The sequence below is a fragment of the Lichenicola cladoniae genome (genome assembly GCF_013201075.1).
Lineage (GTDB): Bacteria > Pseudomonadota > Alphaproteobacteria > Acetobacterales > Acetobacteraceae > Lichenicola > Lichenicola cladoniae.
In genome coordinates this window covers 897,514-923,016 of sequence record NZ_CP053708.1, presented here as the reverse complement: position 1 = coordinate 923,016, position 25,503 = coordinate 897,514, and the positions used below count along the sequence as shown (strand labels likewise).

Genomic DNA, 25,503 nt, shown 5'->3' with positions numbered 1-25,503 from the left:
GCATGAGCCGTCCCAGATGGGCCGATCTAACACGCCTCAGTAAGATTACCGCCGCCGACGTCTGCGACCGCCTTCCGGAGACGAGGCGCGGCGAAATCCAGGAAACGGCGCATTTTGAGCGGCATATAATTGCGCGAGGCGTGGACCAGATTGACCGGTGCCGGGTCCGGCTCGAACTCATCGAGAATGATCCGGAGGGCGCCTGCATCGACCGCATCGGCGACCTGATAGTGCAACAGCCGCGTTGCTCCGACGCTGCGTATCGCGGCTCGCGCTGCGGCCTCTGCCGTCGTCACGGAGAGGCGCGGGACGACGGGTATCTCGATCACCGCTCCCGAGCCAGGCGCTTTGAAACGCCAGCCGGGCGAGGGCAACGGCGTATCAACGGTGACGCAGGGCAGTTTCAGCAGATCATCAGGGATCCGCGGGACGCCGCGCCGATCCATGAGTCCAGGACTGGCGCAGACGACGGTTCGCATCAGGCCGACCTGGGTCGCCACCATCGAGCTATCAGGTAGCTTGCCGATCCGGACGGCCATATCGACATGATCGTCAAGCAGGCTGACGTTGCGATCGGCCAGCACAAGACGGACATTGATTTCTGAGAACAGGGCCAGGAAATCCGCCACCACGGGCAACACATGCAGCCGGCCGAAAAAGATCGGAGCGGTGATGACCAGTTCGCCCTTCGGTGCGGTGAATTCGCCAGCAGCAACCTTTTCGGCATCGTCGATCTGTTCGAGAATACGGCGCACGGCTGCGACATAAATGGTGCCGGCGTCCGTGAGCGTGAGCTTGCGCGTCGTACGAATAAGGAGCCGCGTACCCAGAAGCGTTTCAAGGTCCGAGATTTTCCGGCTCAGCGTCGCCAGCGGCACCTTCAAAGCCCGCCCCGCAGCCGACAGGCTTCCTGTTTCGGTCACTGTCACCAGCATCGACATGGCTTCGAAACGGTCCACTCAGCCTCCCATTTTCCGGTGAAGTGATTACCAATGTTAACGGATTACGTGGGGGACTGGGAAGGAGCCTTATCCTCTCAGGCCGAACCACTTCAGGTTCGCGCACCCTGAAGGAGAATCCACCATGCCCCGTCTCTCGATCCCAGCGCTCGACGACGTCCCGGACGCGTCAAAGCCGATCCTCGATGCCGTCCACAAACAGCTTGGCGTCATCCCGAACATGTATCGCCTGATCGCACAAAGCCCGGCCACCTTGCAGGGCTTCGCATCCAACAGCGCCGCGCTCTCGAAGGCCCTCGACGTGAAGACCCGCGAGCGGATCGCGCTGGCCGTGGCCCAAATCAACGGCTGCGACTATTGCCTGTCGGCTCACACCTATCTCGGGCTCAACCTGGCGAGGATCAGCCCCGAGGAGATAACCCTCAATCGCAGGGGTGAATCCGGCGACGCGAAGGCGAATGCCGCCGTGAGTTTCGCAGGCAAGGTGGTGCGCGAGCGTGGGCATATTACCGCAGCCGACGTGAAGGCGGTCCGCGACGCCGGTTTCAGCGACGGCCAGATTGTGGAAATCCTCGCCGTCACCGCGGAGAACATCTTCACAAACCTCCTCAACATCGTTGCGGAGACCGAGATCGACTTCCCCGTCGTGCACGCTGCCGACGCAGCGTAGCTCCACCGGGCCGGGGCGGTTCAGACCCCGGCCCGCGTCTCGAATAGCGGAGGCCCATCGTGTCGTATGGCTTTCTCAATATTGCCGTGACGCCCAGCGTCCACGCCGTGCAGGCCAAGATGGGTGCCGATCATATCTGGCAGGACTTCAAGGGACACCGCGAGTTCGATCGGTTCACCGAGAACGAAGCCGCGTTCATCGCCGAACGTGACAGCTTCTACATGGCGACGGTCTCGGAGACGGGTTGGCCGTACATTCAGCATCGGGGCGGCCCGCGCGGCTTTCTGAAGTTACTCGATGATCGGACTGTCGCTTTTGGCGACTATCGCGGCAACCGCCAGTATATCAGCACCGGTAATCTCGCAGCCGACGACCGTGTTTGCCTGTTCCTCATGGACTATACGCGCCGCGCGCGGCTCAAGATCTATGCGCATGTGGAAACGCTCGGGCCTGATGACGACCCTGCCCTGACCAGACTTGTCACCCTGCCCGGCTACAAGGCAAAGCTCGAACGCATCTTCCGGTTATGTCTCGACACCTTCGACTGGAACTGCCCGCAGCACATCACGCCACGCTTTACCGAGGAAGAGGTCAGCGAGGCTGTCCTCCCGCTTCGCAATCGGCTCGCCCAGCTTGAAGTCGAAAATGCCGAGCTACGCACACGCCTTGCCGGAAAGGAAGATCCGCGGTGAGCCCTTAATGTCCGGCCGTACCGCCCCTTACTTGGAAAATGGAGGTCGAAAGGGTCGGTCTGGCTAAAGACCGGGTAGCACGGGAGGACCTAACGAAACGTCGCTTCGACTTCAGTACGGCTCCGGGTGCTGACGTTCAACGCAGGTGGGCTACATGTCCTGCTCGACCATAAGGCGCCTGTTGCACATCACACCGGCGGATGACGGCGCCCCGGCTGCGGTCACCCAGCCTGCCGCCAGGATTCAGGACACAACCGGCGACAGCGTCAGTCATACGATGCGCGTCGCAACCGATCCGCCGGTGACGTGGACGCTGTCGCGGTTCTGACATCCTGTTGGAAAGACTATAGCCGAATCTCGCATGGTTCCATCATGATGATAATGCGTAGATGCGCGCGACAAGCGGCTGGGAGCTCGCGGGTACCCGATGGAGGCCTCGGCGGAGCAGGTGATCGAGACCAAGACTGCGTCCGGCGCAGGCGGCGGCGAACATCCCATGCGCATATATGATGGCCATGTAGGTCCAGGGCCATTCGGTCGGATCGTTGTAAAGGCCCAGCCAGAGCTGGAGGGTAAACAGAACCTCAGCGATACCGATCAGTCGCACCGCAATACCGAGCGTAAGGGAAATGGTGAAGAGGATCTCCAGGAGATAAACCACCGGCTGCAGCAGGGCTATGTTGGGAATGAACAGGCTGTGCACAAGCATGGCAAGGATCGGGACCGAACTGTATTTCGCTTCCTGCTCTAGCCAGTATTTGAAGCCGGCCGCGACCGGGAGCGGAAGCTTCCATATCGTGCCCTGGATCCACATACCAGCGGCGGTAATGCGCATCGCAGCTACCCAGAAATGATATGCAGTCCGTTGCTCGGGGTCACGCGACCAGTTCAGAAAGGCAATGTATAAGCCTCCGGCAAGCAAGCCAAGGTAGAAGATAACCGAGATGTATTTCGACGAACCGAAACGGTTGTAATCGCCCGTGTTCCCGATCAAAAAGTTAAATAGATCGAATATTGGGTCGCCGTGCATCGGAACGTCCTTCTTTATCGTCTGGGTATGCGGAAAATGTGCAGACCAATACGGTCAATCCCATGTTCTTGGCCTTACACCGGCACTGATCAATGCGACGGCTTGGCGAGCCCGATCCTGAGCACGGTATCGGCTGGCAGGGGCGTCGTGCCGGTACCGGTGAACGTCGGCAGGCGTCGCAGCTGTTCCGGCGTATAGGCGACGATTTCCATGACGGTTCCGAGCAGCACCGTCGCATCGATCGGAACCGCGATCGGACGACTGCCGATACCCAGAAAGCCGCCGTACGCCACCACCAGCTCGATCGTTCCGTCTTCATCGCGGACCACCTGCACGACGCGGCCGAGCACAGTCTGGCTTTCCACTGGTCGCAACACCAACCGGTGCAGCAGGCTTCCCACTTGGACCGGCTGCGGGAAGCGCATGGCGGTGGACTGAGTCAGGCTCATGCCGGGCGGCGGCGGCATGCCGCCAGGCGTGTGGCTCTGCGCCAGCGCCGATGCATTCAGCAGCAGGGCCGGAAGGAGGATGGCGAGGCGCATCATCGGTGCCGCTTTCAGAGGCCGGCAAACCACGAATAGCCAGGCTTGTCCCACATGTCGACCGGTCGGACGTTGTTCACCTCGATCGCGGTGATCCATTTCGGGTTCTTGTAGCCGAGCTTGGTCGACATGCGCAGGCGCAGCGGGTAGCCGAACGGGTCGGCCAGGACGTCGTCGCCATACCGGGTCGCGAGCAAGGTTTGAGGGTGCAGCGCGCTCGCCATGTCGATGCTGCTGGTATAACCGTCAGCGCAGTGGAAGCCGACATACCTCGCGCTCAGGTCGGCACCGACACGCTCCAGGAAGGCGCGGAACGGCACGCCGGACCATTGCCCGATGTAGTCCCATCCCTCGACGCAGACATGCTTGATGATCTCGGTGCGCTGCGGCAACGCTGTGACCCGCTCCACCGTCCAGGGCCGCTTATCGGCAATCAGTCCGGACAGTTCGAGGCGCCATTGAGCGCCGTCCACCGGCTTGACCTTCATCACGTCGTAGTAGGCGTTGAACCTGGGCGGGTTTAGGACCATCGAGGCCGGGTAGGTCGGTGCCAGCTTGTTAGGGTCGAACAGCAGCGCCTGCACGCTATCGTTCAGGTCACGGATTGCCAGGAGCGCCGCCTGCACGGACGCAGGGCGGCGGACGTCGCAGCCTGTCAGCATGGTAAGCGCACCCAATGAAAGCCCGCCCTGGATCAGCCGCCGCCGCTCCAGCGACCGGATGAGCGGCCGATGGTCGTTCAGGATGGCTGGGTCAGGCAGGGCGGCGGGCCGGAACGGAGACCTCATGGCAGCGGCGCCGGTTCGCCGTGTCCGGACGGTCCGACCCTCGGTCCGCCGGCCACCATCGCCCACAGGGTCTGCGGGACGAGCAGCGACAGCAGCACGTGCACGAGGAGGAAGCCGACAATCACGCTCATGCCAAGGAAGTGGACGATGCGGGCGCCCTGGAAGCCGCCGAGCAGCGATACCAGGCCGGAGAACTGCACCGGCTTCCAGATTGCGAGGCCGGTCACGACCTGCGAAGCGCCAGCCAGGATCACCACCACGTAGAGCACTTTCTGCACCGCGTTGTAGGTGGTCAGATCCTCGTGCGCGATCTTGAGGTGCAGCGTGTCGCGCACCGTCTTGATCAGGTCGGGAAAGCGGATCGGCAGCAGCCGCTCTCGAAGACGGCCGGTGATGACGCCGTAGCCAAGATAGGCCAGCCCGTTGAGAACGAGCAGCCACATGCCGGCGAAGTGCCAGTTCAGCGACGGCGCCGCCCATTCCCCCAGCCGGAGCGCCTGCGGGAAGTGCAGGCCCCGCACGACGACGTCGTCGTCGTAGATGCCCCAGCCAGAGGTAATCATGACCAGCATGGCGGCAGCATTCGTCCAGTGCATGATCCTGATCGGGATGGGATGCAGTCGCCGACCTCGACGCCTCAGGGCCGTCGATACTGTTCTACCCATCGGACCTTCCTCACATGTTGAATAGTCTTCGTCGGGATCGGCTGGAAGGTTACCGGGCAAAGTGGCCGTGCAGGCGGCAGGGAAACGCTTCAGTAGGCTCGTGACCCATCGCGGCCTGCTTCGATTTGATCGTCGAATGGTTGGCAACCTTCATATCATGGTCACATCGAGACCGGATCCTCGACTATTACGACGATCTTCATCATGAGTGGATCTGCCGATGTAAACGTCGCGGCACGACCGACTACGTGGATGTATACCTCGACAAAAGCTGACTCGCCCGGTGTGCGGTTTGCACGAATCGCACATTCGGTCTTGACTAGACACGTTCACGACAAGCCTATCTCGGTATATAGTCTCCAATGCAATCATTAGTCTTACAAAACATTATTGGCATCCTTCGATCGCGTTGATCGGTTCGAGATTTGTCATTTTCTGCCATCACCGATGGCAACATTTGTACGTACGGCTCCCAGCGCCCTCAAGGATCAGATGCTGCGATTGAGAAGGCCTCGCCTCTGCCCCGCCGAGGTCGGCCCTCGCTCTTGTAACCTTCCCCAATCTTGCAGCGAAGGAGGGAGCAGGCGAACGTGGGAGGCATGTCTGAGACATGTCGGGACAGGCTGCCGATAGTTCCGGGCACGGGGAGGATCGTCATGAAAATAGGACTTTCTGCTCATTATCGGACTTTAACGATCGTTGAACCCCTCATCTGAATGTAGGCTTGTGGGACAATGGCACACGCGAGCACATCTTTCGTTTCGGCCCGGCAGTGGCACGATAATCTGGCGGTTCCCGCATTGAGCGGCGAGACGCCGGCCAGCGGTGCGCGCCTCGTGCGCTTTCGTGGAATCGACGGTCGCATCAACCAGCCCGCGCTGCTCGAGAATGTGCTGTCGATTCACTTGGGCGGACCAAAACGCGTAACCCGCTTCCAAGGTCGGCACAGACTGGTGCGCGACGTGGAGGAAGGCTCGATCACGATCATGCCCGCGGCAGAGCCTGCCCGGTGGAGTACTGTCGGTCCAATCGATTTCGCGCATGTCACGCTGACACAAGGCGTCCTTGAGCAGGCGGCTCTCGAGGAACTGGATCGCGATCCGGGCCTGCTACGGCTGCAGGATCGAGTGGGTGTCGAAAGTCCGTTTGTCCGTGGCCTTTTCGAGGCCCTGCTCGCCGACGTGACCCGGCCGAATGCCGGAAGTCTCTACCGCGAAAGTCTGATCGTCGTAATCGTCCATGAACTGCTGACATCCCACTCGAATTTCGAAAATCATGCCGGCCCCCTATGCCCGCCAATCGACCGGCTCGGCGCCAAGGGCGGGCTTGCCGGATGGCAGCTGCAGCGGGTGATCGAGCTGATGCGCCACCGCCTCGCCGATGATGTTCTGCTCGGGGACCTGATCGCGGTGACGGGCCTCAGCCGGTCGCATTTCTTTCGCGCGTTTCGCTGCTCTACCGGGCGCACGCCATACGCCTTCCTGACCGATCTTCGCGTTCAACAAGCGGCGGAGGTACTGGCCACGACCAGACGCTCGGTCACCGACATCGCTGCTGCTGTCGGTCTGGATGCGACACAACTTTCGCACGCCTTCCGCAAGCGCCACGGCGTCTCCCCGGTTGCGTATCGCAGGCAGCGAGCATGTTGAGTTGCCAGTCAGGAAGTGCCCAGCGGCAGGTCGAGGCCGACTATGATCGGGGCCATGTGATGCACCGGTTTGATCCCGCCAACGTGCTGCCCGGTGATCCCGGCAGTAGCATCAGTCGCCCGGCAGGGGTCGCGCATGCAATCTATTCGACGTGCGAGTTCGCGATCGGCAAGCGAACCCGATTGCGACCGAGCTCGCCATGCTGCTGAACAGGACTGGCGGTCAGAGCTGCGCTATCGGCGTCATGGCGAAGGCGCCGCGACCCGGCCGGTCCAAGACACGCCTGTGCCCGCCGCTGGATCCTGACCAGGCGGCAACGCTGAGCGCCGCTTTTCTCCGCGATACCACCGAAAACCTGTTGGCGGCCGCACGCATGGCGGCGCCGGACCTGTCGATCATACCCTATGCCGCCTTTGCTCCGGCCGGATGCGAGGCTCTGGTGGCATCTGCCCTGGCGCCCGATATCCGTCTCACCCTGGCAGACGGAACGCCCACCATGCCGGCCGGGGTCGAGGGCTTTGGCCGGTGCCTCCTGCACGCGGTGCAGGCCATGCTGGCGGACGGGCACGGGTCGGCCTGCGTGCTGAGCTCCGACAGCCCCACCTTGCCCACCGAACTGCTGGTCATGGCGGCGCGTCATCTCGCGAAGCCCGGTGACCGCGCGGTCCTCGGCGCGTGCGACGACGGCGGCTACTACCTGCTCGGTCTGAAAGCAGCCTATGCCGCACCATTCAGCGACATCGTCTGGAGTACCGACACTGTTGCGGCAGCGACCCGCACGCGGATCGCCGGCATCGGTCTGGACCTGGTCGAGCTACCGTCATGGTACGATGTCGATGACGCGGCCTCGCTGCAAAAACTCCTCACCGAGCGGCACGGCTACCCGGCCCCCCACACCCGATCGACACTTGATCGCCTCGGACTTCGGATGCTGTTGCAGGAGCCTGTTCCGGCCACTGCGCTCCGGCACTCGGCGTGAGCGAGGTTCGGCCGGCCGGCCTGATGCGCCTCACGAGCCTGGGCTTGCTGCTGTTGGGGCTTACATTCGGAGCCCTATTCCTTGAGGAACCAGGCACCGTATCGATGCGGCCGCAGGTGGTGACCGAGCTCTTCGTCGCTCTGCTGGCCCTGGCAGTAGTGGTGTACCTGCTTGCGGTTCACCTGGTGCTAGGCAGCGCCCTGCCCTCTCGCGCCGTGTGGATCGTGCTGGCGATCGGCCTCCTGGCGCGCGGCATTCTGCTTCCGGCGCCGCCTTTCCTGTCCAGCGACATCTATCGCTATGTCTGGGACGGACGGGTGCAGCAGGCCGGCATCAACCCGTACCGCTACGTCCCGGCGGATCCGTCGCTATCGAGACTGCGCGACACCAGCATCTTTCCGCTGATCAACCGCGCCGCCTATGCGCGCACGATCTATCCGCCGGCGGCGCAGATGGTGTTCGCCCTGGTCGTCCGGATCTCCGGCACAGTCCAGGCCATGAAGGTTGCGATAGTCGGGCTGGAACTCGCCGGGCTGTATTGCATGATGCGCTTGCTGGTCATGGCGGGGCTGCCACGCGAGCGCATCCTGATCCAGGCGTGGAATCCGCTGGTGATCTGGTCGTTTGCCTGCGACGGGCATGTGGACGGCGTTGCCATCGGGCTGATCGGCCTGGCGCTGCTCGCCCGCAGCCAACGACGGGCCGGCCTGGCGGGAGGCCTTCTGGCGGCGGCGGCACTGGTCAAGTTCCTCCCCGTAGCGCTGGCGCCGGCTCTCGCCAGAGGTGTTCCGCTGTGGCGTCCGATCCTGACCGGCCTCGTCGTCGTCGTGATCGGCTATGCATGCTACGCGTCGGCCGGCCATTATGTCCTGGGCTTCCTGCCTGGCTACAGCAGCGAAGAAGGGCTCTCGGGCGGCAGCGGCTTTTGGCTGCTTGCCGGCCTGGCCCGTCTTGGCCGGCTGCCTCCCTGGTCGGGAACCGCCTACATCGTCGTGGTCGCGGCCGGACTGGCGCTGCTGGGGTTCTGGATCGCCCGTGGCACGCAGCGGCTGCGGGACGTGCCACGACCTGCAGACGATGTCGTGCTGCTTTGCCGGAATGCAGCGATTCTGGCGGCCGCGGTGACCGTCGCCATCAGCCCGCATTACTCCTGGTATTTTGCGTGGCTGGCACTGCCTTGTGTGGTGGCGCCGGTGCCGGCGGTGATCTGGCTCTCGAGCGCGCCTGTCCTGCTGACGCTCGATCCGTTCAACGAACGCTTCATTTGGCCGAGCCTCGTCTACGCCCCTGCTCTTATTCTCGCCGTCATCGCATTCCGCCGCCGCCGGTCGGCGCGATACGTGCTGGCCGCGACCTTAAAAGGAACATGCTGATGGTACTCTCTACGGTTCTGCGGGATCCGCGCCGCTATTTCGAGGAGATCGCCAGCGATCGCTCTGCAGAAGCAATCGGACCGCCGGTCTGCCTGTATCTGGAGGTCACCAACCGGTGCAACCTGTTATGCGAGACCTGCCCGCGCACGTTCGAGACTCTCGAGCCGCCGGCCGACATGGACTGGGCACTGTTCACCCGCATCGTCGACCAGGTGCCGAACGTTTCCAGGGCGGTACTGCATGGGGTCGGCGAGCCGATGCTGGTCGAGGCGCTGCCGCGCATGGTCCGCTACCTGAAGGATCGCGGGACCTATGTGCTGTTCAACACCAACGGCACGCTGATGCAGCCGAAGCGTTTTCAGGAGCTGATCGATACCGGGCTCGACGAGCTCCGCGTCTCGCTCGACGCAGCCGATCGTGCCTCATATCTCAAGGTCCGCGGCAAGGACTTCTTCGACCGGATCGTGCGGGACGTCGGCAAGTTCATCGCCTACCAGAAGGCCGTCGGCGCCACGACACCGCGCGTCTCGCTGTGGCTGACCGGCATGAAGGAGACCGTCGAGCAGCTCCCGGCCTTCGTGCAGCTTGCGGCCGCAATGGGGGTACAGGAGGTGCACCTGCAACGCCTGGTATTCGACGAGGGCGGCTACGGCATGGCGCGGGCTGACCTGTCGCTGTTCGAGAGCACGCAGGTCGACGAGGTGGCGGCAATCCAGGCAGCGCAGGCGCTTGGCCGGTCGCTCGGCGTCACGCTGGATGCGTCCGGTGCCACCGAGCCCGGGCTTAGCCTGAAACGACAGAGTGACGACCAGCCTTGGGCGACCTGCAGACGTCCGTGGTCGCTGATGTATTTCACCGCCCACGGCCGCGCGTTGCCGTGCTGCATCGCGCCGTTCTCGCTGCGTGGCTACGGCAACTACACTCTGGGCGACGCAACCCAGAGCACGCTTCGCGAGATCTGGAATGGCGATGCGTATCGCGATTTCCGGGAGTCGCTGCTCTCCGACGTGCCTCCAGCACCCTGCCGCAGCTGCGGGCTTCGATGGAGCCTGTAACCGTCGTCATCCCGACCCTGAACGAGGCCGAGACGATCGGTGCGGTGATCCGGGAAATTCCTCGGCAGTTCGCCGGCGACATCATCGTCGCCGATAGCGGCAGTCTCGACGGGACGCAGGCGGCGGCCCGCGCTGCCGGAGCACGTGTGCTGGATACCGGCCGAGGCTACGGGCGCGCCTGCGCATTGGGTGCGGAGGCTGCCGATCCTGCATGCAAGATCATCGTCTTCCTGGACGGCGACGGTGCCGATCGCGGCGACCTGCTGGAGCGGATCGTCGGTCCGGTACTTGGCGGGACCCACGATTTCGTCCTGGCCTCCCGTACCCGTGGCGAACGCGACGCAGGGTCCATGCTCTGGCATCAGGTTCTGGCAGGACGCCTCGCAGGCTTTGGGATCGGCGCACGCTACGGAGTCCGCTACAGCGACATGTGCGCCTTCCGCGCCATCAGCCGGTCGGCTCTGCAGCGGCTTCAGCTGCAGGAGATGACCTATGGCTGGAATATAGAGATGCAGATGCAGGCCGCCCGCGCGCGCCTGCGTATCCTCGAGGTGCCGATGCCGTATCGTCGGCGGGGCGGCGGGGCTTCCAAGGTCGCCGGATCATTGCGCGGTACCTTGCATGCAAGCAGCCGTATCGTCAGCACCTATCTGCGGATCGCGGCAACCAGCCGACCTGCCGCATGATCGGCGGCGCGACTGGCCGCTTTGCGCTCGGCGACTTTCTAACCCGCTGGGGACCGTTCGCCCGTCACGATCTGTCAGGCTCCGACTCCGAGACGCTCGGCCTCGAGGGTCTGCTGCAGATGGCGTCGGCCGAGAACGCAGCACGATGGAACGGTCACAGTTTTGCCTATACCGATCCTCGCGGTCATATTCGGCTTCGCACAGCGATCGCCGCACGGCACGATTCCCTGATTGCCGAGCATATCCTCTGCTGCTGCGGTGCGCAGGAGGCAGTATACTGCGTGTTGCAGGCGCTTCTTGGCGGGCAAAATCCTGTCCGTGACCAGCACGCTCTTCTGCTGCTGCCGATCTACCAGCCCTCCGAGCTCGCGCTTCGGCGGCTCTGCGCAGTGACCGGTGTCGCGCTGCAGGAGGCCGATGGTTGGCAGCCGGATATTGAATGCATCGAGGCGGCAATCCGTCCTGAGACCCGGCTGATCCTCATGAATTATCCGAACAGCCCGACCGGCGCGTCGCTCGATCCGCAGCGTCTGGACGCACTGGTGAACCTTTGCCGCAGACACGGGTTGTGGCTGATCAACGACGAGATCTACCGGCAGACCGAAATCGTGCAGCCCTTCGGCCGCGCACCGATGCTCGCCGATCGCTACGAACGGGGGGTATCGATCAATGGGCTTTCCAAAGGCTTCGGCTTGCCGGGCCTCCGCGTTGGATGGATCGCCTGTTGCGACCGGGCGCTGTTGCAACGTGCGCTCACAGTCAAAAGCTCGCTCTCGAGTTGTATTGCAGCTTCCAGCGAGATCCTGGCCGAGATCGCGCTGGATGCGGAGCCCCGCATCATGGCCACACAACGCGAAATCGCTCTTGCCAACCTGCATTATCTAAAAACGCTTTTGCCGGGTCTGACCGATCTGCTCGAGCTGGACCATCCGCAGAACCTGGCATTTCTCTCCTGCCAATATCGCGGTGGCGATAGCGCCGCGTCATTCGCAATTCGACTCGTCCTCGACACCGGCGTCTTCGTGTTGCCAACCGTTTTGTGGCAATCCTCTCTTGCGCCAGTCGAGCATGAGCGAATCAGGCTCGGCCTTGGTTATCGACGGTGCGGAGCAGCACTGGAAGAACTTGCAGGAGCGTTGCACGCAAGCAGGACTGCAGCCTGATATGCGAGCAGTCACACCAGGTTGAAGTTCGGCAGACTTTCGAAGGCTTCTGCGACTTCGCACCGCGCGCTGGATGAGGAGGCTGCTACACTTCCGTCCAACGCCGCCTTGAAGCCACCAGGCGAGGTCGTGGCGGCCGTTTGCGGTGCAGTGGGATTCAGAGAGTTCCAAACAGCCGTGTGTGTCCAGCGACTCGAGGAAACGGTCGATGCAGATTATAACATCCAAGCAGCGTGACAGCCACCTGAGCGTTTTCGGCGTCCTGACGATATCGCTCCTCGTTGCATTCGTTCTGCTGGTCGTGATCGTCGCCGTTTTCGGCATGGATGACATGATGGACGTCATGCACAGAATGATGACCCGGATCGGAATGTAGCTGACTATTGCCGACTTGGAGCTGAAGATCGAAAGCGCGCCCACAGGCGGGATCAGGAAGGAGTGATGGCGGTTGCCCGCAGAAATCCTGACGCGAGCGCTGATCGGTAGGACATCGGCCGACGTCGTTCCCGCCCGCACGCGCTGCATCAGCAGGTGGTGACCAAGGTGCCGGGGATGCGGATCATCAATGATGCCCTGTGGCAGGCGGCCCAGGCGCGGCAAGTGTTGCTTCGTCATGACCCTGGCGGCAGCGACCGGGCGTCTGCGATGCCGGCGACCCCTCGGCCCTTCTGGTCGGAGCAGCGGCCGCGCTACCTGTTTTCGGGCTTGATGCATTGCGGGGTGTGTGGCGGCGGCTTCTCCAAGATCAGCGCGACGCATTTCGGCTGCTCGACGGCCCGCAACAAGGGTCCGACCGCCTGCAGCAACCTGCGCACCATCCGGCGCGACACGCTCGAGAAACGGGCGTTGCGCACGCTACGGGATCGCCTGATGGAGCCGACGCTCTACAAGGCGTTTGCTGAGACGTTCGTGCTGGAGTGGAACCGCTCGCAGGGCAACGTCTCAGACGGATAGAGCTTGCGAAGCAGCGCGAGAGACATCTGTCTCCATTAGAGCCATGCCTCACCGAAGTACATAACACCCTTGTCTTATGACTTTTACTGTCGCTGCGTGCGATAAAGGACCGTTGCTACCGGGTGGCCGCCCGGAAGCAACGGGAAGGGGACGGGTCGGTAACACCCGGGCCATTATGGGCCGTTCTAGAGTATGACTGCCCCTTCTTTTCCTTATGCCCTGAACGGATACCTGAGGTCTGGCCTCGGACGACAAGCATAGGACATTTAAAAGATGAAGCCTATCACTCCGACTGCCAAGCCTGTCATTGTGGAAGCGCCGATCACGATCGCATCGATGTTTCCAAGGATCATCTCGATGCCGCGCGCCACCCAACCGGCGATACAACGCGTGTCCCCAATACGCGCAAGGGCCACGCAGTGCTGTTGCGTTGGATCAGCAAGAACCTGGTAACGCGTGTGGTATTCGAGGCTACCGGAACTTACCACAGAGGATTGCAACAGCGGCTCGATGCCGCCGGGTTGACCATCGCCAAGCTCAATCCGCGTCAGGCGAGACGTTTAGCCGAGGCCACAGGCAAGCTGGCGAAGACTGATCGTGTCGATGCCCTGATGCTGGCGCGGTTCGGTGCCCTGCTCGAACCTATCGCCCGTCCGGTTCGTAGCAAAACACAAAACCGACTCGCCGAACTTGTGGCCGATCGGCGAAGTCTGATGCGGGATCGTACGGCAACCCTCAACCGGCTTCAAATCCTGACAATCGATCTCCTCAGGCGTCATGCCCGGCATCGTCTGCGGTAAATCGAAGCCCAGATCACGTCCTCGGACGCCACCTTGGACACTATCATGGCGAATGATCCGATTCTGATCCGACGACGTGAAATTCTCTTGAGCATTCCAGGCCTGGGTTATGTCACAGCCCAGGCTCTTCTTGCCGATACGCCCGAACTTGGAACCATGGATGAGGGGCAGGCCGCATCGCTCGCAGGCCTAGCCCCAATCACGCGCCAATCCGGCAAATGGGAGGGTAAAAGCTTTATACGGGGTGGACGCGCTTGCCTTCGACAGGCGCTCTACATGCCCGCGCTCGTCGCCATGCGGTTCAATCCAGATCTGAAGCGGGTCTACAGTCGGCTCGTCGACAGCGGCAAGCATGCCAAGCTCGCCATTACCGCAGTCATGCGTAAGCTCGTCATCCTCGCGAACGCGCTTCTGCGCGATAATCGGATTTGGACGGCGGATTCAAGTTCCGGAGCGAACACCCACGCCGAAGACTTTGTTTACACCAGCCTGCCCGGCCAGCAACATGCTGAATTGCTCGCTTGGCGTCGCGTAGTCGAGCGTCTTTCGAGGACGGCTATTCAGGCTGTCGGCAACGATGTCGAGATCGTCCTGATCCAAGCCCGACAGAGCCGTGCCTTTCGGGAAATACTGGCGCAGCAGACCATTGGTGTTTTCGTTGGAGCCACGCTGCCAAGGTGAGTGAGGGTCGGCGAAGAAGATCCTCATGCCAGTGCTCAGCGCCACGCTTTCGTGCTGTGCCATTTCCTTGCCTTGGTCGTAGGTCAGCGTCTTGCGCAAAGATGCGGGAATGGCATTCAGCGCGCCGGAGAAAGCGCTCGCCACCACATCGGACTTGCGCGTAGGCATGTGCACCAGCACCACAAAGCGGCTTGTCCGCTCGACCAACGTGCCGATGGCACTCGCTCCGCCGGTGCCCAGAATAAGATCGCCTTCCCAATGGCCCGGGACCAGCCGGCCCTCGATTTCCTCAGGTCGTTCCTTGATGTTGGTCATGTTGCAAAGTTTGCCGCGGCGTTCGCTGCCCTTTGGCTTGCGGCCGCGCATTGGCTTGTCCTGTCGCAAATACGAGATCAGCTCACGGCGTAGTTCACCGCGCGGCAAGGCGTAAATCGCCGTGTAGATTGCCTCGTGCGATACCGACAGACCAGGTGGCTGCTCCGTTCCCGCCTCCATCCGCTTACGCCTGCCCGATATCTGCTCGGGGGACCAACCCAGACGCAAAAGCCCCGCCACACGGCCGAACAGCTCACCATCATGCGCCAGAACAGGCCTGCGTCCAGTCAGGCGACGATCTGCCTCGGCCTGCGTCGCCGCAGCCTGCGCCCGGTAGGAGGTCGCGCCGCCATGCCGATTGATCTCGTCCGAAATCATGCCCGCAGAGCGATCCAAGTCGCGTGCAATCGCCCGCACGCCCCAGCTATCACAAAGGCGAACCTCGATCATCGATCGATCAAACACCGTTAGCTTACGTCGTTGCCCTGCCATCCCACCACCCTACACCCGTTGGCCCGGCGTGGGTGTTCGCTCCGGAACTTGAATCCGCCGACCTAAAAAGGCGCTTGATCAAAAAGGATACTTCTAGACGTAACGTTTATAATCCCGGACTCATTCTGGATACGTAGCCTTTTTGCAGACTTCCGACCATCGTCAACACTTAAGAAGATCTCGAGAATGACGATATCGGCATATATCGACTGCCATGGTTTTGCATCTCTAAACCTTCAAGCAGATCTGTTAAAGCGGAACTGCAGTCAGCAGATCCCGCAAACGCGGAACAACGAAATCGACAAAGGCACGTGGCTTGCGCGGCAGACGGTTTCGCTTGTCGTACACCAGATGCACCGGTGGGGCATCGGCTCGTAGGCTTCGAGCAGCAACTGCAGCTGGTGGTCGCGCACATAGTCGGCGACCTGATAGGACAAGGCTCTGACCACCCCCGCGCCTGCCAGGCCGGCATTAATCGCAGCGTCGATGGTGTTAACGCTGAGACGTGGTCTGAAAATTACAGCGAGTTCGTTCCCGTCCGACCAGTAATGCCAAGTGGTGGGCGACGATACGCTCTCGAACGAGATCACATCGTGGTTGGCAAGGTCCTGCGGAACGACGGGCGCCGCACGCGAAGCGAGATATATTGGGCTTGCATACGTCACCCGGCGGACGGCGCCAACCGGGTCGCGATCAGGTCGCTATCGGGCAGGTCGCCGATGCGCAGGGCGACATCGACGTTATCTTCAAGGAAGTGGGTCACCTTGTCGGTTAGCATCAGTCCGACGGACACGTCGGGGTAGGCCGCGAGGAAGGCGGTGACAACCGGCAGGACATGCAGCCGGCCGAACATCGTCGGGGCGGTAACGACGAGGTCACCCTTAGGCGCGGTGTACTCGCCGGCTGCGGTGCGTTCGGCCTCGTTCAGCTGTTCCAGGATGGCCCTCGCCGACGTGACGTAGGTCTGGCCAGCAGGCGTCAGCTCCAGGCCTTTTGCCGAGCGGATCAGAAGGTCTGCCTTGAGGTAGCTTTCAAGCTCGGACACCTTGCGGCTCACGGTGGTGAGCGGCTGGCCGAGTTTGCGGCTGGCCCTGGAGAGGCTGCCGCACTCCGCCGCCATGAGCATCACCTTCATCGCCTTTAGATTGTCCATCAGCCTACCAAAATGTGGAATGTTTCCTCCATAGCTTAGTGGCTCCCCGGGGAAATTGGGAACCGCAAGCCAGGGCGCTGACAACCCGACGCGGGGCACAGCCTATTTCCAACGCAGGACAGGTTTGGGTATCCGCCGACATCCGGCCTCGGCAGATGGCCGAGCTGCATCGTCCTAACCTAGCACGATCTTAGCCTTCCACTGGGTGGGAGGCCGACTTCCGAACTTACCTGCTCTTCCTTCAGTCTGAAAGGGACGACGATACTAGTGTCAACAAAGTGGCTGAGGCCGCAAACCCAGGAATTCGAGCGATGACCGTCCGTTTCGAGACCATCGACGTCGATGGCCTAAAAGTGTTCTACCGGACTGCCGGGGATCCGGACGCACCGGTCGTACTGCTGTTGCACGGCTTCCCCAGCGCCAGCCACATGTTCCGCGACCTGATCCCTGAGCTGGCAGGCAGATACCACGTTGTCGCCCCGGATCTGCCCGGCTTCGGCATGACCGAGCAACCCGCCCGCGACGCCTTCGCCTACACCTTCGACAACATTGCCAGGGTGGTCGTCCGCTTCACTGAGGTGCTTGGCCTGGAACGGTTCGCCATCTACGTGTTCGACTACGGTGCCCCGGTCGGCTTCCGCCTGGCGCTCGCGCACCCCGACCGCGTCAGCGCGATCGTTTCCCAGAACGGCAATACCTACCTGGAAGGTCTGTCCGACGCTTGGGCGCCGATCAAGGCCTACTGGAATGAGCCGACGGAGGGCAACCGAGACGCCTTACGCGGCTTCCTGACCCCGCAGACCACCCTGTTCCAATACAACCACGGCGTGAGCGACCCGGCGTCGGTGTCACCCGATGGCCGCAACCTCGACGACTTCTACCTGGCGCGCCCGGGCAACGACGAGATCCAGCTGGACCTACTGGGCGACTACAAGACTAACATTGCCCTCTACGACGACATCCAAGCTTACCTGCGCGATACGCGGCCGCCGGTGCTGGCCATCTGGGGCAGGAACGACCCCTTCTTCATCCCAGCGGGCGCAGAGGCGTACAGGCGGGACGTTCCGGACGCTGAGGTTCGCTTCGTCGATAGCGGCCACTTCGCCCTAGAGACTCACGCCCGCGAGATTGGCACGGCCATGCGGGACTTCCTCGCCAAGCACCTGCACTGACCCCGACTGCAGCCGCACGCCCCTTGGGGCGTGCCCGGCTTCCTGCTCCTTTGAGGCCGCTGAGCGCGGGCTCCTCTGACTGAGGCTGACCATGACCGCTAACCCAACAGACGTCATCCGGGACTTCTACGACAAGCTTGCCACCGGCGATGCCCCTGGTGCCCTCGGCCTAATGGCCCCCGACATCGAATGGACCACCATGTGGCACTACACGGTCGAAGGCCGCGGCCCCGGTCCTGTCGCCGAAGGGCTGTTCAAGCCCTTGATGGCTGAGTGGACCAGCTTCTCGCTTGTGCCCACTGAGTTCGTCACCGAGGCCGAGACCGTGGTATCGCTTGGCGATTTCAAAGGCGTCCATGGCGCCACCGGCAAGACATCCGAGGCACGCTACGCCCATGTCTGGACTGTCAGCGGCGGCAGGATCACCACCTTTCGCCAATACATCGATACGCTGGCCATCGCCCAGGCTCGTATCTGATGGACCGCGTGGCCATCGTCACTGGCGCGAGCCGCGGCATCGGACGCGCCACCGCCATCCGCCTAGCCCGCGACTTCGGCGTCGTGGCGCTGGTCGCACGGACACAGGAAACCCTGGCCGGGACAGCCGATGCGGTCAGGGCGGCGGGAGCAGTACCGCTTATCTTCGCCCGGGATCTGCGCGAGCCTGGTGCCGCCGCAGCCATCGTAGCTGCGACGAGAGACTCCTTCGGCAGGATCGACGCCCTCGCCTGTATTGCCGGCGCCGTCCCCCAGGTCGACATGTTCGCGCTAACGGACGAGCAATGGGACGATGGCTTTGCGCTGAAGTTCCACTCCGCCCGGCGCCTCACGATTGCAGCCTGGGATGCGCTCAAGTCGTCTCGCGGCTCTGTTGCGATCACGTCGGGCACGTCGGCCTACACGCCCAAGGCGTCCCTTGCCGCTGTGGGCACGATCAACGCGGCAATCCTGGCGCTTGCCAAGGCCTTCGCCGATCGGGGGGTGAAGGACGGGGTACAGGTCAACACGGTCCTGCCCGGCTCGGTCATGACCGACCGTCGCAGGACGATGCTACAGGGCTATGCCGACACGCATGGCCTCCCGCTCGACGCGGCTATCGAACGGTTCGCGGCCGAGGTCGGCATCGCCCGCTACGGGCAGCCGGAGGACATCGCCAACGCGTTCGCCTTCCTGTTCACCCCTGACAGCCACTGGATTACAGGCACGACGCTTCGCGTCGACGGCGGCGAAACCAAGCTACTCTGACTTACGAAAGGATTGGTAGGAATGCCGACCCGAGTATTCGGGAGCACGTCCATAAACCATCTCCCGTTCTCTCCTTCACCGAAGAGACCGCAACCCCAGAAGGTGCGGGTCGCGGAGAACGCCTGGAACATGCGTGACCCGGCGCGGGCGTTTCTCACCCGGAAATGGGGAACTGGACTGCAGCCTAAGAAAGGAGCGCTAGACCTTGGCCTAGGACTGGACCGCGGTGCGGTTCGCCTTCGAGTATCACGACGACAGCGGACACTGGTTCCGCTCGGCCTCTTACGCCTCGCATGCTCATAACCGCCGATTTCTACCGCATTCAGCTAACGTTATTGGAAAGAGCAGAACGATGAACCCTAATACGGTCGGGACCGCGATCTTTAGTGCAGCGCTAGCAGGCTTTACGACGGCGGCGAGCCCCATCCCTTCGACCACGACGACGACTACGTATCACCGAGCCGAGGTCGACGGCATTGGAATTTTTTACCGGGAAGCGGGGTCTAGGAGAGCGCCCACCATAGTGCTGCTGCAAGGATTCCCCTCGTCATCACGGGGATATGCGACGTTGATTCCTTTGCTGGCAACGCACTATCACGTGGTCGCACCGGATTTCCCGGGTTTCGGACAGAGCGACGCCCCGTCGCCAGACGCGTATAGTTATACCTTCGATCATCTCGCCGGGACGATCGAAGCGCTGCTGGAGCAGCTGAAGGTGACCCGCTACACGCTTTACCTGTTCGACTACGGGGCGCCGGTCGGCTACCGCATCATCCTGGCCCAGCCCGATCGACTGCACGCGCTGATCGTCCAGAACGGCAACGCCTACAAGGAGGGGCTTGGGCCGAAGTGGGCGCAAATCGAGAAGTTCTGGGCTGATCCGAAGGCGCACCCGGAGGTCGTCGACGCCTTCATGTCCTATGAGGCGACGAAGCAACGGCACCTGGCCGGCACCTCCCATCCCGACGCCTATGACCCGGACAGCTGGAACGACGAGTTCGCCCATCTCTCGCGGCCCGGCCAACGTGAGATCCAGGCGGCCTTGCTCTACGATTATCGCACCAACGTTGCAGCCTACCCTGCCTGGCAGGCATGGCTCCGGGAACACAAGCCGCCGACGCTGGTCGTCTGGGGGGCGAACGACCCGTCCTTCATCGCCGCGGGTGCGACCGCCTATCGCGCCGACTTGCCTGATGCAGAGATCCACCAGCTGGACGCCGGTCACTTCGCGCTGGAGGAGAAGAATGACGAGATTGCGAGCCTCATTCTCGATTTCATGTCCAAGCAGAAGGGCACCTTGCCATGACGGGCGACCTGCCCACGGCCGTGATCCGGTCGGTGCAGGTCGGCCCTGTGGCGCCTCTAGGACCGAGTGGAGTCCCGAGCGGCTTCCGCAAGAGTGCGGCAACTGGCCGCGTCGCGGTCAGACGGCTCGGCCTGGACGGGGACACGCAGGCCGACCTCCACCCAGACTGTTAATTTTCACTGAGAGCTGACCCGGCGTTTTCATTGAGAAGTGACCCGGCCAAGGGTATTTCTGTCGCACTGCTGGTGCGGGTCAAGCCGATGTTTTGGTTCTCCTGGTTTTGGGTTCGGTCGAACTGCTTCTGAACCTGAAGCTGTCGTTCCCGGTTTCCAGGATGTGGCAGTGGTGGGTGAGCCGGTCGAGCAGCGCGGTCGTCATCTTGGTATCGCCGAACACCTGGCCCCACTCGCTAAAGCTCAGGTTGGTGGTAATGACGACGCTGGTCTGCTCGTAGAGCTTGCTGAGCAGGTGAAATAACAGCGCGCCGCCCGACGAACTGAACGGCAGGTAGCCAAGTTCGTCCAGGATGACGAGGTCGAGACGGATCAGATGGTCGGCGAGGTGTCCGGCCTTGTTGGCGGCTTTCTCCTGTTCCAGCGTGTTGACCAGGTCCACGGTGGAAAAGAACCTGACCTTCTTGCGGCTTTGTTCGATGGCCTGGACGCCCAGTGCCGTGGCGAGGTGGCTCTTTCCGGTGCCGGGCCCGCCGATGAGCACGACGTTGTCGGCCCGGTCGGTGAACTCGCCTCGGTGCAGTTGCCTCACCGTGGCCTCGTTGACCTCGCTGGCGGCGAAGTCGAAGCTGGCCAGGTCCTTGTAGGCCGGAAACCGTGCTGCCTTGGTGTGATAGGCGATGGAGCGTACCTCGCGCTCGGCCATCTCGGCCTTAAGCAGCTGCGACATGGTGGGGACGGCCGCCTCGAACGCAGGGCCGCCTTGCTCGGCCAGTTCTCCCACCGCCTGAGCCATGCCGAACATCTTGAGCCCGCGCAGCATGACCACGAGGGCGGCGCTGGCGGGATCATGACGCATGGCGCAGCTCCCGGTCCCGCAGCGCGTCGTAGCGCTCGATATCGGCCTTGGGCTCCTGTCGCAGCACGAGAGCCTGCGGTGCGTTGATGGCGGCAGTTGCGCCATGGCCGTCCGTCAGGCGGTGGAGGATGTTGAGGACATGGGTCTTAGTGGCGACACCGTCCTCGAGAGCCAGTTCCACCGCGCACAACACCGCCTGCTCATCGTGTTGCAGTACCAGGGCAAGGACGTCCACCATCTCCCGATCGCCCCCTGGCCGCCGCAGCAGTGCGGTCTGGAGTGTGCGAAACGCTTCCGGCATTTCGGCAAAGGGCGCGCCATTGCGCAGAGCCCCCGGCTTGCGCTGGATCACCGCCAGGTAATGCCGCCAGTCGTAGACGGTGCGGCGGGGGACATCGTGCGAGCGTTCGACGATGCGGACGTGCTCGCATAAGACCTGCCCCTCGGCTACCACGATCAGGCGATCGGGATAGACCCGCAGGCTGACCGGCCGGTTGGCAAACGAGGCGGGCACGCTGTAGCGGTTGGCCTCGAAATGCAGCAGGCAGGTCGGCGACACCCGTTTGGGGTGCTCGACAAAGCCATCGAACGCCCGGCCCACCGGCATCAGGCTCGCCCGCTCCTCGGCGTGAACGTCAGCGACGCTGCCCGGCAGCACCCCGTGCACGAGCTCGCCCCAGCGCTCGATGCAGCGCGTCTCGAGCCACGCGTTGAGTTCTGGCAGGTCGGCAAAGGACGGCACGGCCTGCCAGAGCTGCCGCCGCGCATCCTGTACGTTTTTCTCGACCTGACCTTTCTCCCAGCCCGAGGCTGGGCTGCAGAACGTGGGCTCGAACAGGTAATGGCTGGCCATGGCGGCAAAGCGTGCGTTGACCTGCCGCGCCTTGCCCACCCCGATCCGGTCCACGGCGGTTCGCATGTTGTCGAAGATGCCCCGGCGCGGAACCCCGCCCAGCACCCGGAACGCCTCGGCCAGGGCGTCGAACAGCATCTCGTGCGTCTGTAGCCTGTAGGCCCTGACCACGAAGGCCCGGCTATGCGCGAGCTTGGTGTGCGCGGCCTGCAGCTTGACCCGTTTGCCGGCGATCGTTGCCCAGTCCTCGCTCCAGTCGAACTGGAAAGCATCTCCCGGAGAGAAAACCAGCGGCACGAACACTCCGCGCCCGGTAGTGCGCTGCGCGACCATGCGCTCCGCTCGCCAATGCCGGGCAAAAGCGGCAACCCGTGCGTAGGAGCCGTCATAACCCAGCACGACGAGGTCCGCGTGCAACCGGCGAGCGGTCCGGCGCGACTTGCGCCCTTTGCCTGCCTCCACCGCCAGCCATCCCGACAGCTTGTCTGCGAACGGGTCCAGCCGGCTCGGGCGCTCCGGCACCTTGAACCTGACTTCGACCGCGTCCGAACGCAGGTATTTGCGGATCGTGTTCCGCGACAACCCCGTCCGCCTCTCAATGTCTCGGATCGAAATCTGATCCCTGTGACGCCAACGGCGGATCACACTCAACAACTCCATGTCGATCACTCCAATAACCCCAACCATTCGGCAAGGGATGTGAACAGACACGGGTCAAATCTCAGCGAAAACTCAGGCCCTACCCGGGGCAGATCTCAATGCAAATCAACACCCAGACGATGCCCCCACCGCGAGAAACCTCTTGTCTATCCCGTCACTATAAATCTGCCAGAGTAATGCTAGAGGCTCCACGCGAGCCGTTTCGCCGGCTTCTGATCCACTCCCAAAGGTGGCCATTCGCCTATTTGGATGCTGCTGATCCTAGTATTACGTTCTCTATATTGCGCTGGGATCTAACGCTGATATACCGCATCCTCCTGCCGGTAAGCCTTGAATTCGAGGGCATTACCTGAGGGATCACTTACAAAGAACGTTGCCTGTTCACCAGGCATGCCGACGAACCGAACCTGTGGTTCCAGGATGAACGGAACACCTGCGACCTTCAGCCGCTGATGAAGACGCTCCCAATCAGGCCAGCCGATAACCGCACCAAAATGGTTGAGCGGTACAGAGGTATCGTCGACCATCGTCTCGAGCACGCGTTCCGGACGTGGTCCTAGATGCGCTGAGATTTGGTTACCAAAGAAATCGAAATCGATCCATCTGACGGACTCCCGTCCCTGTCTGCATTGCAGCAAGTCTCCGTAGAACCGCCGCGTACTCTCAATCTCGTCAACCCGAAATGCCATATGGAATGCCGACATTTTGTATCCTTCTTTGATCATCCCGCTTAATCAAGACCGCCAGCGACGCCGCACCGTCGCGGGTCGGCCGCGGCTCCCAGTCGTCCCGCTTCATCACGAAAGCACATCTGGAATGAACCCATGTGCCAATCGTAGGCAGGCATTGCTGCCACTCCGACACCCATCCGTGCCAATCCCTGCACCGTGCCGGCGTTGACCCGGTCCTCAACGATCAGGCGGTTGTCTTCACCGAGCGGCAGGATGCGCGGCGCCTCGATTGCCGCCTGGACGGATAGATCAAAGTCGAGAAGGTTGCTGATGACTTGGGGGATCGTGCAATAGACGTTTCCCGGCGTGCCGAGACCGTAGACGGGCACGCCATCTTGAAGGATGAAGCTATGGCCCACGATGCTGCGCATTCGAGCGCCGGCCACCAGCTTGATGTCGAAATGTCCGCTTACACCGGCGAAGGTTGCGTGCGAGCCAATCATCGGAATGCCGCCAACAACCATGCCCGGAATGCCACCGGACTGCAGCGTGTTCATCATTTGCAGCCAATTGCCTTCAGCATCGACGATGCTGAGTTCGCAACTTCCCGAAGGCTGCCTGGACTGAATTTCGCTCGACGGGATGCCAGGTAGCCCGTGGCCGTCGCTGCGGAACGTTGCGCTGTCTGTCAGTCTTACATGATCAGTCAGATCGCGTGTGGGCCGTAGCCCGCTGATGAGACGGGCCAACGCCCGGTGGAAATCGCCGTCGAGAAGCTGCTCCGTATCGTATGGCCCGATGGTGGGATCGCCCAGGAAGCCGCAAAAGTAGAGACCGAGGCGCAGAGCATGACCCATGGAAAACAGATGTTCAGCCGAACCATGCGCCATGTTCCGCAAGCCGAGACTATCCAGAATTCCCAGGACCATCGATAGAAAAACACCTTGCTGTTCAGGCGCCGACAAGCCAACGATCTCGAACTTGCCATGCATGAAGCGGAGTGGCTCGATCCAGCGTGGTGGATTGGCGCTCATGTCGGATAGCGAGATGGGCCAGCCCATGCGGACGGCAGTCTCAACGAACGAGACCGCCCAGCCGCCGCTGATCATGTAGCCGGGACCTTCTTCGGCCACGCGGCGGAGGGTCTTGGCCATGGCTGGGTTAGGAAACAGCGTGCCGACGGTGGGCAGGTGGCCACCCGGCATGTAGAGGCTGCGCCCCTCGGGGAAGTAGGTTGTGAAGTCGAGTTCACCCAGGAGCGCGCCATACTCGAAGCTCGAAACTGGATGGCCCGTTTCCGCCCAGCGGATCGCATCCTGACATAGATCGGCCCAGGGCAGCGTTCCGAAACGCTGATGGATCGCCTGCAGCCCCGGCATGAAACCAGGGATACAGGCTGAAGGAGGCATGCGGCCAAGACCGCCATCGGTCTTTGGCGTCGGCCTGAAAGGCGGTAGGTGGGGCGGAAAGGTGCCGGTGCTATGCAACTGGTGATACTTGCCGGTCGCTGCTTCCCGGTAGAGAAGGCTGACCGTCCCGGCGTGATTTGTCATGAATGGTTCGACAGCGGCTTGCACCAGCGCTCCGGCAATCGCGGCGTCGGCCGCGTTGCCGCCGCGAGCGAGCGTCGCCAGCACCGTCTCGGTGACGATCGAATTGTCGGTACTGCAGACACAACGTTTGCCGGTGACCGTTTCTTTTGGCCCCGGGTTACGCAGATAGTGCGAAAGGTCAGGCATGCACACCCGCTCGATAAGGAGGCTCGTCGCCCGGGCTTCCGGACGATACCGGGTCTACGAACTCCCCGCCGGGCCGACAATGTCGAAAGTTGTATCGTGCGCATGAGTTTCCGGAATGATGCTGGCCCGGGAGTCGAGGTCGCGACGGGCCGGATACCGGTGATGGTCGATTGGCATAC

At 62.3% G+C, this 25,503-nt stretch carries 24 protein-coding genes and 2 pseudogenes; 15 read left to right on the top strand and 11 right to left on the bottom strand.

The genetic code is table 11. The features are described 5' to 3' along the window. Positions 1-26: 26 nt before the first annotated feature. Positions 27-959: a LysR family transcriptional regulator gene (locus tag HN018_RS04105; protein WP_171837450.1), complete on the bottom strand. Its 933-nt coding sequence runs from the start codon at positions 957-959 to the stop codon at positions 27-29. 124 nt (positions 960-1,083) lie between these two features. Here HN018_RS04105 and HN018_RS04100 point away from each other — a divergent pair, with 124 nt between their 5' ends. Both HN018_RS04100 and HN018_RS04095 read left to right on the top strand, forming a co-directional pair. After that, a complete protein-coding gene (locus HN018_RS04100; protein WP_171837449.1) occupies positions 1,084-1,629 on the top strand; it encodes a carboxymuconolactone decarboxylase family protein in 546 nt (181 codons plus the stop codon). A gap of 59 nt (positions 1,630-1,688) precedes the next feature. Beyond that, positions 1,689-2,321 (top strand): pyridoxamine 5'-phosphate oxidase family protein, encoded by a 633-nt coding sequence (locus tag HN018_RS04095; RefSeq protein WP_171837448.1) that lies wholly within the window; start codon positions 1,689-1,691, stop codon positions 2,319-2,321. Between the two features lie 370 nt (positions 2,322-2,691). Here HN018_RS04095 and HN018_RS04090 read toward each other — a convergent pair whose 3' ends face one another. The 4 genes from HN018_RS04090 to HN018_RS04075 form a co-directional block, all read right to left on the bottom strand. After that, the gene (locus HN018_RS04090; RefSeq protein ID WP_171837447.1) at positions 2,692-3,351 is read right to left on the bottom strand and encodes a DoxX family protein; all 660 of its coding nucleotides are present in this window, start codon (positions 3,349-3,351) and stop codon (positions 2,692-2,694) included. An 89-nt stretch (positions 3,352-3,440) separates the two neighbouring features. After that, positions 3,441-3,896, bottom strand: a complete 456-nt coding sequence (locus HN018_RS04085) for a hypothetical protein (RefSeq protein WP_171837446.1) — start codon at positions 3,894-3,896, stop codon at positions 3,441-3,443. A gap of 11 nt (positions 3,897-3,907) precedes the next feature. After that, positions 3,908-4,681, bottom strand: a complete 774-nt coding sequence (locus tag HN018_RS04080) for a molybdopterin-dependent oxidoreductase (protein ID WP_171837445.1) — start codon at positions 4,679-4,681, stop codon at positions 3,908-3,910. After that, positions 4,678-5,346, bottom strand: coding sequence for a cytochrome b/b6 domain-containing protein (locus HN018_RS04075; protein ID WP_171837444.1), 669 nt, complete (start codon positions 5,344-5,346; stop codon positions 4,678-4,680). The genes HN018_RS04080 and HN018_RS04075 overlap by 4 nt, the downstream gene beginning before the upstream one ends. 800 nt (positions 5,347-6,146) lie before the next feature. Here HN018_RS04075 and HN018_RS04070 point away from each other — a divergent pair. From HN018_RS04070 to HN018_RS04030, 9 genes and pseudogenes are all read left to right on the top strand, one after another. Next, on the top strand, positions 6,147-6,995 hold the full coding sequence (locus HN018_RS04070; protein ID WP_171837443.1) for an AraC family transcriptional regulator: 849 nt from the start codon (positions 6,147-6,149) through the stop codon (positions 6,993-6,995). Between the two features lie 199 nt (positions 6,996-7,194). Further along, positions 7,195-7,974, top strand: coding sequence for a TIGR04282 family arsenosugar biosynthesis glycosyltransferase (locus tag HN018_RS04065; RefSeq protein WP_171837442.1), 780 nt, complete (start codon positions 7,195-7,197; stop codon positions 7,972-7,974). Then, a complete protein-coding gene (locus tag HN018_RS04060) occupies positions 7,971-9,347 on the top strand; it encodes a glycosyltransferase 87 family protein (RefSeq protein WP_204259665.1) in 1,377 nt (458 codons plus the stop codon). Before HN018_RS04065 ends, HN018_RS04060 begins: the two co-directional genes overlap by 4 nt. Then, positions 9,347-10,402, top strand: coding sequence for a radical SAM/SPASM domain-containing protein (locus tag HN018_RS04055; protein WP_171837441.1), 1,056 nt, complete (start codon positions 9,347-9,349; stop codon positions 10,400-10,402). Before HN018_RS04060 ends, HN018_RS04055 begins: the two co-directional genes overlap by 1 nt. Next, positions 10,390-11,088 (top strand): glycosyltransferase family 2 protein, encoded by a 699-nt coding sequence (locus tag HN018_RS04050; RefSeq protein ID WP_171837440.1) that lies wholly within the window; start codon positions 10,390-10,392, stop codon positions 11,086-11,088. Before HN018_RS04055 ends, HN018_RS04050 begins: the two co-directional genes overlap by 13 nt. Then, a complete protein-coding gene (locus tag HN018_RS04045) occupies positions 11,085-12,251 on the top strand; it encodes a pyridoxal phosphate-dependent aminotransferase (RefSeq protein WP_171837439.1) in 1,167 nt (388 codons plus the stop codon). Before HN018_RS04050 ends, HN018_RS04045 begins: the two co-directional genes overlap by 4 nt. 208 nt (positions 12,252-12,459) lie before the next feature. Continuing rightward, positions 12,460-12,627 (top strand): hypothetical protein, encoded by a 168-nt coding sequence (locus HN018_RS04040; protein WP_171837438.1) that lies wholly within the window; start codon positions 12,460-12,462, stop codon positions 12,625-12,627. Between the two features lie 176 nt (positions 12,628-12,803). Next, the gene (locus HN018_RS04035) at positions 12,804-13,205 is read left to right on the top strand and encodes a zinc ribbon domain-containing protein (protein ID WP_171837437.1); all 402 of its coding nucleotides are present in this window, start codon (positions 12,804-12,806) and stop codon (positions 13,203-13,205) included. A 332-nt stretch (positions 13,206-13,537) separates the two neighbouring features. Next, positions 13,538-14,440 (top strand): annotated as a pseudogene (locus HN018_RS04030) (IS110 family RNA-guided transposase); the annotation flags it as partial. A 6-nt stretch (positions 14,441-14,446) separates the two neighbouring features. Here the strand turns inward: HN018_RS04030 and HN018_RS04025 are convergent. Together HN018_RS04025 and HN018_RS28590 are read right to left on the bottom strand one after the other, a co-directional pair. Further along, complete coding sequence (locus HN018_RS04025; RefSeq protein ID WP_172443453.1) at positions 14,447-15,493, bottom strand: IS30 family transposase; 1,047 nt, start codon at positions 15,491-15,493, stop codon at positions 14,447-14,449. Positions 15,494-15,759: 266 nt separating this feature from the next. After that, positions 15,760-16,628 (bottom strand): annotated as a pseudogene (locus tag HN018_RS28590) (LysR family transcriptional regulator). A gap of 329 nt (positions 16,629-16,957) precedes the next feature. On the opposite strand from HN018_RS28590, the gene HN018_RS04015 reads away from it, so the two are divergent. From HN018_RS04015 to HN018_RS04000, 4 genes are all read left to right on the top strand, one after another. After that, positions 16,958-17,818: an alpha/beta fold hydrolase gene (locus HN018_RS04015; protein WP_171837917.1), complete on the top strand. Its 861-nt coding sequence runs from the start codon at positions 16,958-16,960 to the stop codon at positions 17,816-17,818. Between the two features lie 91 nt (positions 17,819-17,909). Beyond that, complete coding sequence (locus HN018_RS04010) at positions 17,910-18,296, top strand: nuclear transport factor 2 family protein (RefSeq protein WP_171837918.1); 387 nt, start codon at positions 17,910-17,912, stop codon at positions 18,294-18,296. Further along, positions 18,296-19,063 (top strand): SDR family oxidoreductase, encoded by a 768-nt coding sequence (locus tag HN018_RS04005; protein WP_204259662.1) that lies wholly within the window; start codon positions 18,296-18,298, stop codon positions 19,061-19,063. Before HN018_RS04010 ends, HN018_RS04005 begins: the two co-directional genes overlap by 1 nt. Before the next feature lie 352 nt (positions 19,064-19,415). Further along, positions 19,416-20,369: an alpha/beta fold hydrolase gene (locus HN018_RS04000; RefSeq protein ID WP_171837919.1), complete on the top strand. Its 954-nt coding sequence runs from the start codon at positions 19,416-19,418 to the stop codon at positions 20,367-20,369. A gap of 252 nt (positions 20,370-20,621) precedes the next feature. Here HN018_RS04000 and istB read toward each other — a convergent pair whose 3' ends face one another. From istB to HN018_RS03980, 4 genes are all read right to left on the bottom strand, one after another. Continuing rightward, entirely contained in the window at positions 20,622-21,401 is a 780-nt protein-coding gene (gene istB, locus HN018_RS03995) for an IS21-like element helper ATPase IstB (protein WP_171837288.1), read from the bottom strand. Continuing rightward, positions 21,391-22,914: an IS21 family transposase gene (istA, locus tag HN018_RS03990; RefSeq protein WP_171837289.1), complete on the bottom strand. Its 1,524-nt coding sequence runs from the start codon at positions 22,912-22,914 to the stop codon at positions 21,391-21,393. The genes istB and istA overlap by 11 nt, the downstream gene beginning before the upstream one ends. A 293-nt stretch (positions 22,915-23,207) precedes the next feature. Beyond that, positions 23,208-23,618, bottom strand: a complete 411-nt coding sequence (locus tag HN018_RS03985) for a VOC family protein (protein WP_171836513.1) — start codon at positions 23,616-23,618, stop codon at positions 23,208-23,210. 26 nt (positions 23,619-23,644) lie between these two features. Then, positions 23,645-25,324 carry a gamma-glutamyltransferase gene (locus HN018_RS03980; protein ID WP_171836512.1) on the bottom strand — a complete coding sequence of 560 codons (1,680 nt, stop codon included), beginning with the start codon at positions 25,322-25,324 and terminating at the stop codon, positions 23,645-23,647. Positions 25,325-25,503: the final 179 nt, after the last annotated feature.

What these genes read in the sequence shown, in the direction of transcription:
- HN018_RS04100 (WP_171837449.1), top strand. Translation starts at nt 1,084, where the DNA reads ATGCCCCGTCTCTCGATCCCAGCGCTCGACGACGTCCCGGACGCGTCA.
- HN018_RS04090 (WP_171837447.1), bottom strand. Translation starts at nt 3,351, where the DNA reads ATGCACGGCGACCCAATATTCGATCTATTTAACTTTTTGATCGGGAAC.
- HN018_RS04085 (WP_171837446.1), bottom strand. Translation starts at nt 3,896, where the DNA reads ATGATGCGCCTCGCCATCCTCCTTCCGGCCCTGCTGCTGAATGCATCG.
- HN018_RS04080 (WP_171837445.1), bottom strand. Translation starts at nt 4,681, where the DNA reads ATGAGGTCTCCGTTCCGGCCCGCCGCCCTGCCTGACCCAGCCATCCTG.
- HN018_RS04075 (WP_171837444.1), bottom strand. Translation starts at nt 5,346, where the DNA reads ATGGGTAGAACAGTATCGACGGCCCTGAGGCGTCGAGGTCGGCGACTG.
- HN018_RS04065 (WP_171837442.1), top strand. Translation starts at nt 7,195, where the DNA reads ATGCTGCTGAACAGGACTGGCGGTCAGAGCTGCGCTATCGGCGTCATG.
- HN018_RS04055 (WP_171837441.1), top strand. Translation starts at nt 9,347, where the DNA reads ATGGTACTCTCTACGGTTCTGCGGGATCCGCGCCGCTATTTCGAGGAG.
- HN018_RS04050 (WP_171837440.1), top strand. Translation starts at nt 10,390, where the DNA reads ATGGAGCCTGTAACCGTCGTCATCCCGACCCTGAACGAGGCCGAGACG.
- HN018_RS04045 (WP_171837439.1), top strand. Translation starts at nt 11,085, where the DNA reads ATGATCGGCGGCGCGACTGGCCGCTTTGCGCTCGGCGACTTTCTAACC.
- HN018_RS04040 (WP_171837438.1), top strand. Translation starts at nt 12,460, where the DNA reads ATGCAGATTATAACATCCAAGCAGCGTGACAGCCACCTGAGCGTTTTC.
- HN018_RS04035 (WP_171837437.1), top strand. Translation starts at nt 12,804, where the DNA reads ATGCGGATCATCAATGATGCCCTGTGGCAGGCGGCCCAGGCGCGGCAA.
- HN018_RS04025 (WP_172443453.1), bottom strand. Translation starts at nt 15,493, where the DNA reads ATGGCAGGGCAACGACGTAAGCTAACGGTGTTTGATCGATCGATGATC.
- HN018_RS04015 (WP_171837917.1), top strand. Translation starts at nt 16,958, where the DNA reads ATGACCGTCCGTTTCGAGACCATCGACGTCGATGGCCTAAAAGTGTTC.
- HN018_RS04010 (WP_171837918.1), top strand. Translation starts at nt 17,910, where the DNA reads ATGACCGCTAACCCAACAGACGTCATCCGGGACTTCTACGACAAGCTT.
- HN018_RS04005 (WP_204259662.1), top strand. Translation starts at nt 18,296, where the DNA reads ATGGACCGCGTGGCCATCGTCACTGGCGCGAGCCGCGGCATCGGACGC.
- HN018_RS04000 (WP_171837919.1), top strand. Translation starts at nt 19,416, where the DNA reads ATGAACCCTAATACGGTCGGGACCGCGATCTTTAGTGCAGCGCTAGCA.
- istB (WP_171837288.1), bottom strand. Translation starts at nt 21,401, where the DNA reads ATGCGTCATGATCCCGCCAGCGCCGCCCTCGTGGTCATGCTGCGCGGG.
- istA (WP_171837289.1), bottom strand. Translation starts at nt 22,914, where the DNA reads ATGGAGTTGTTGAGTGTGATCCGCCGTTGGCGTCACAGGGATCAGATT.
- HN018_RS03985 (WP_171836513.1), bottom strand. Translation starts at nt 23,618, where the DNA reads ATGTCGGCATTCCATATGGCATTTCGGGTTGACGAGATTGAGAGTACG.
- HN018_RS03980 (WP_171836512.1), bottom strand. Translation starts at nt 25,324, where the DNA reads ATGCCTGACCTTTCGCACTATCTGCGTAACCCGGGGCCAAAAGAAACG.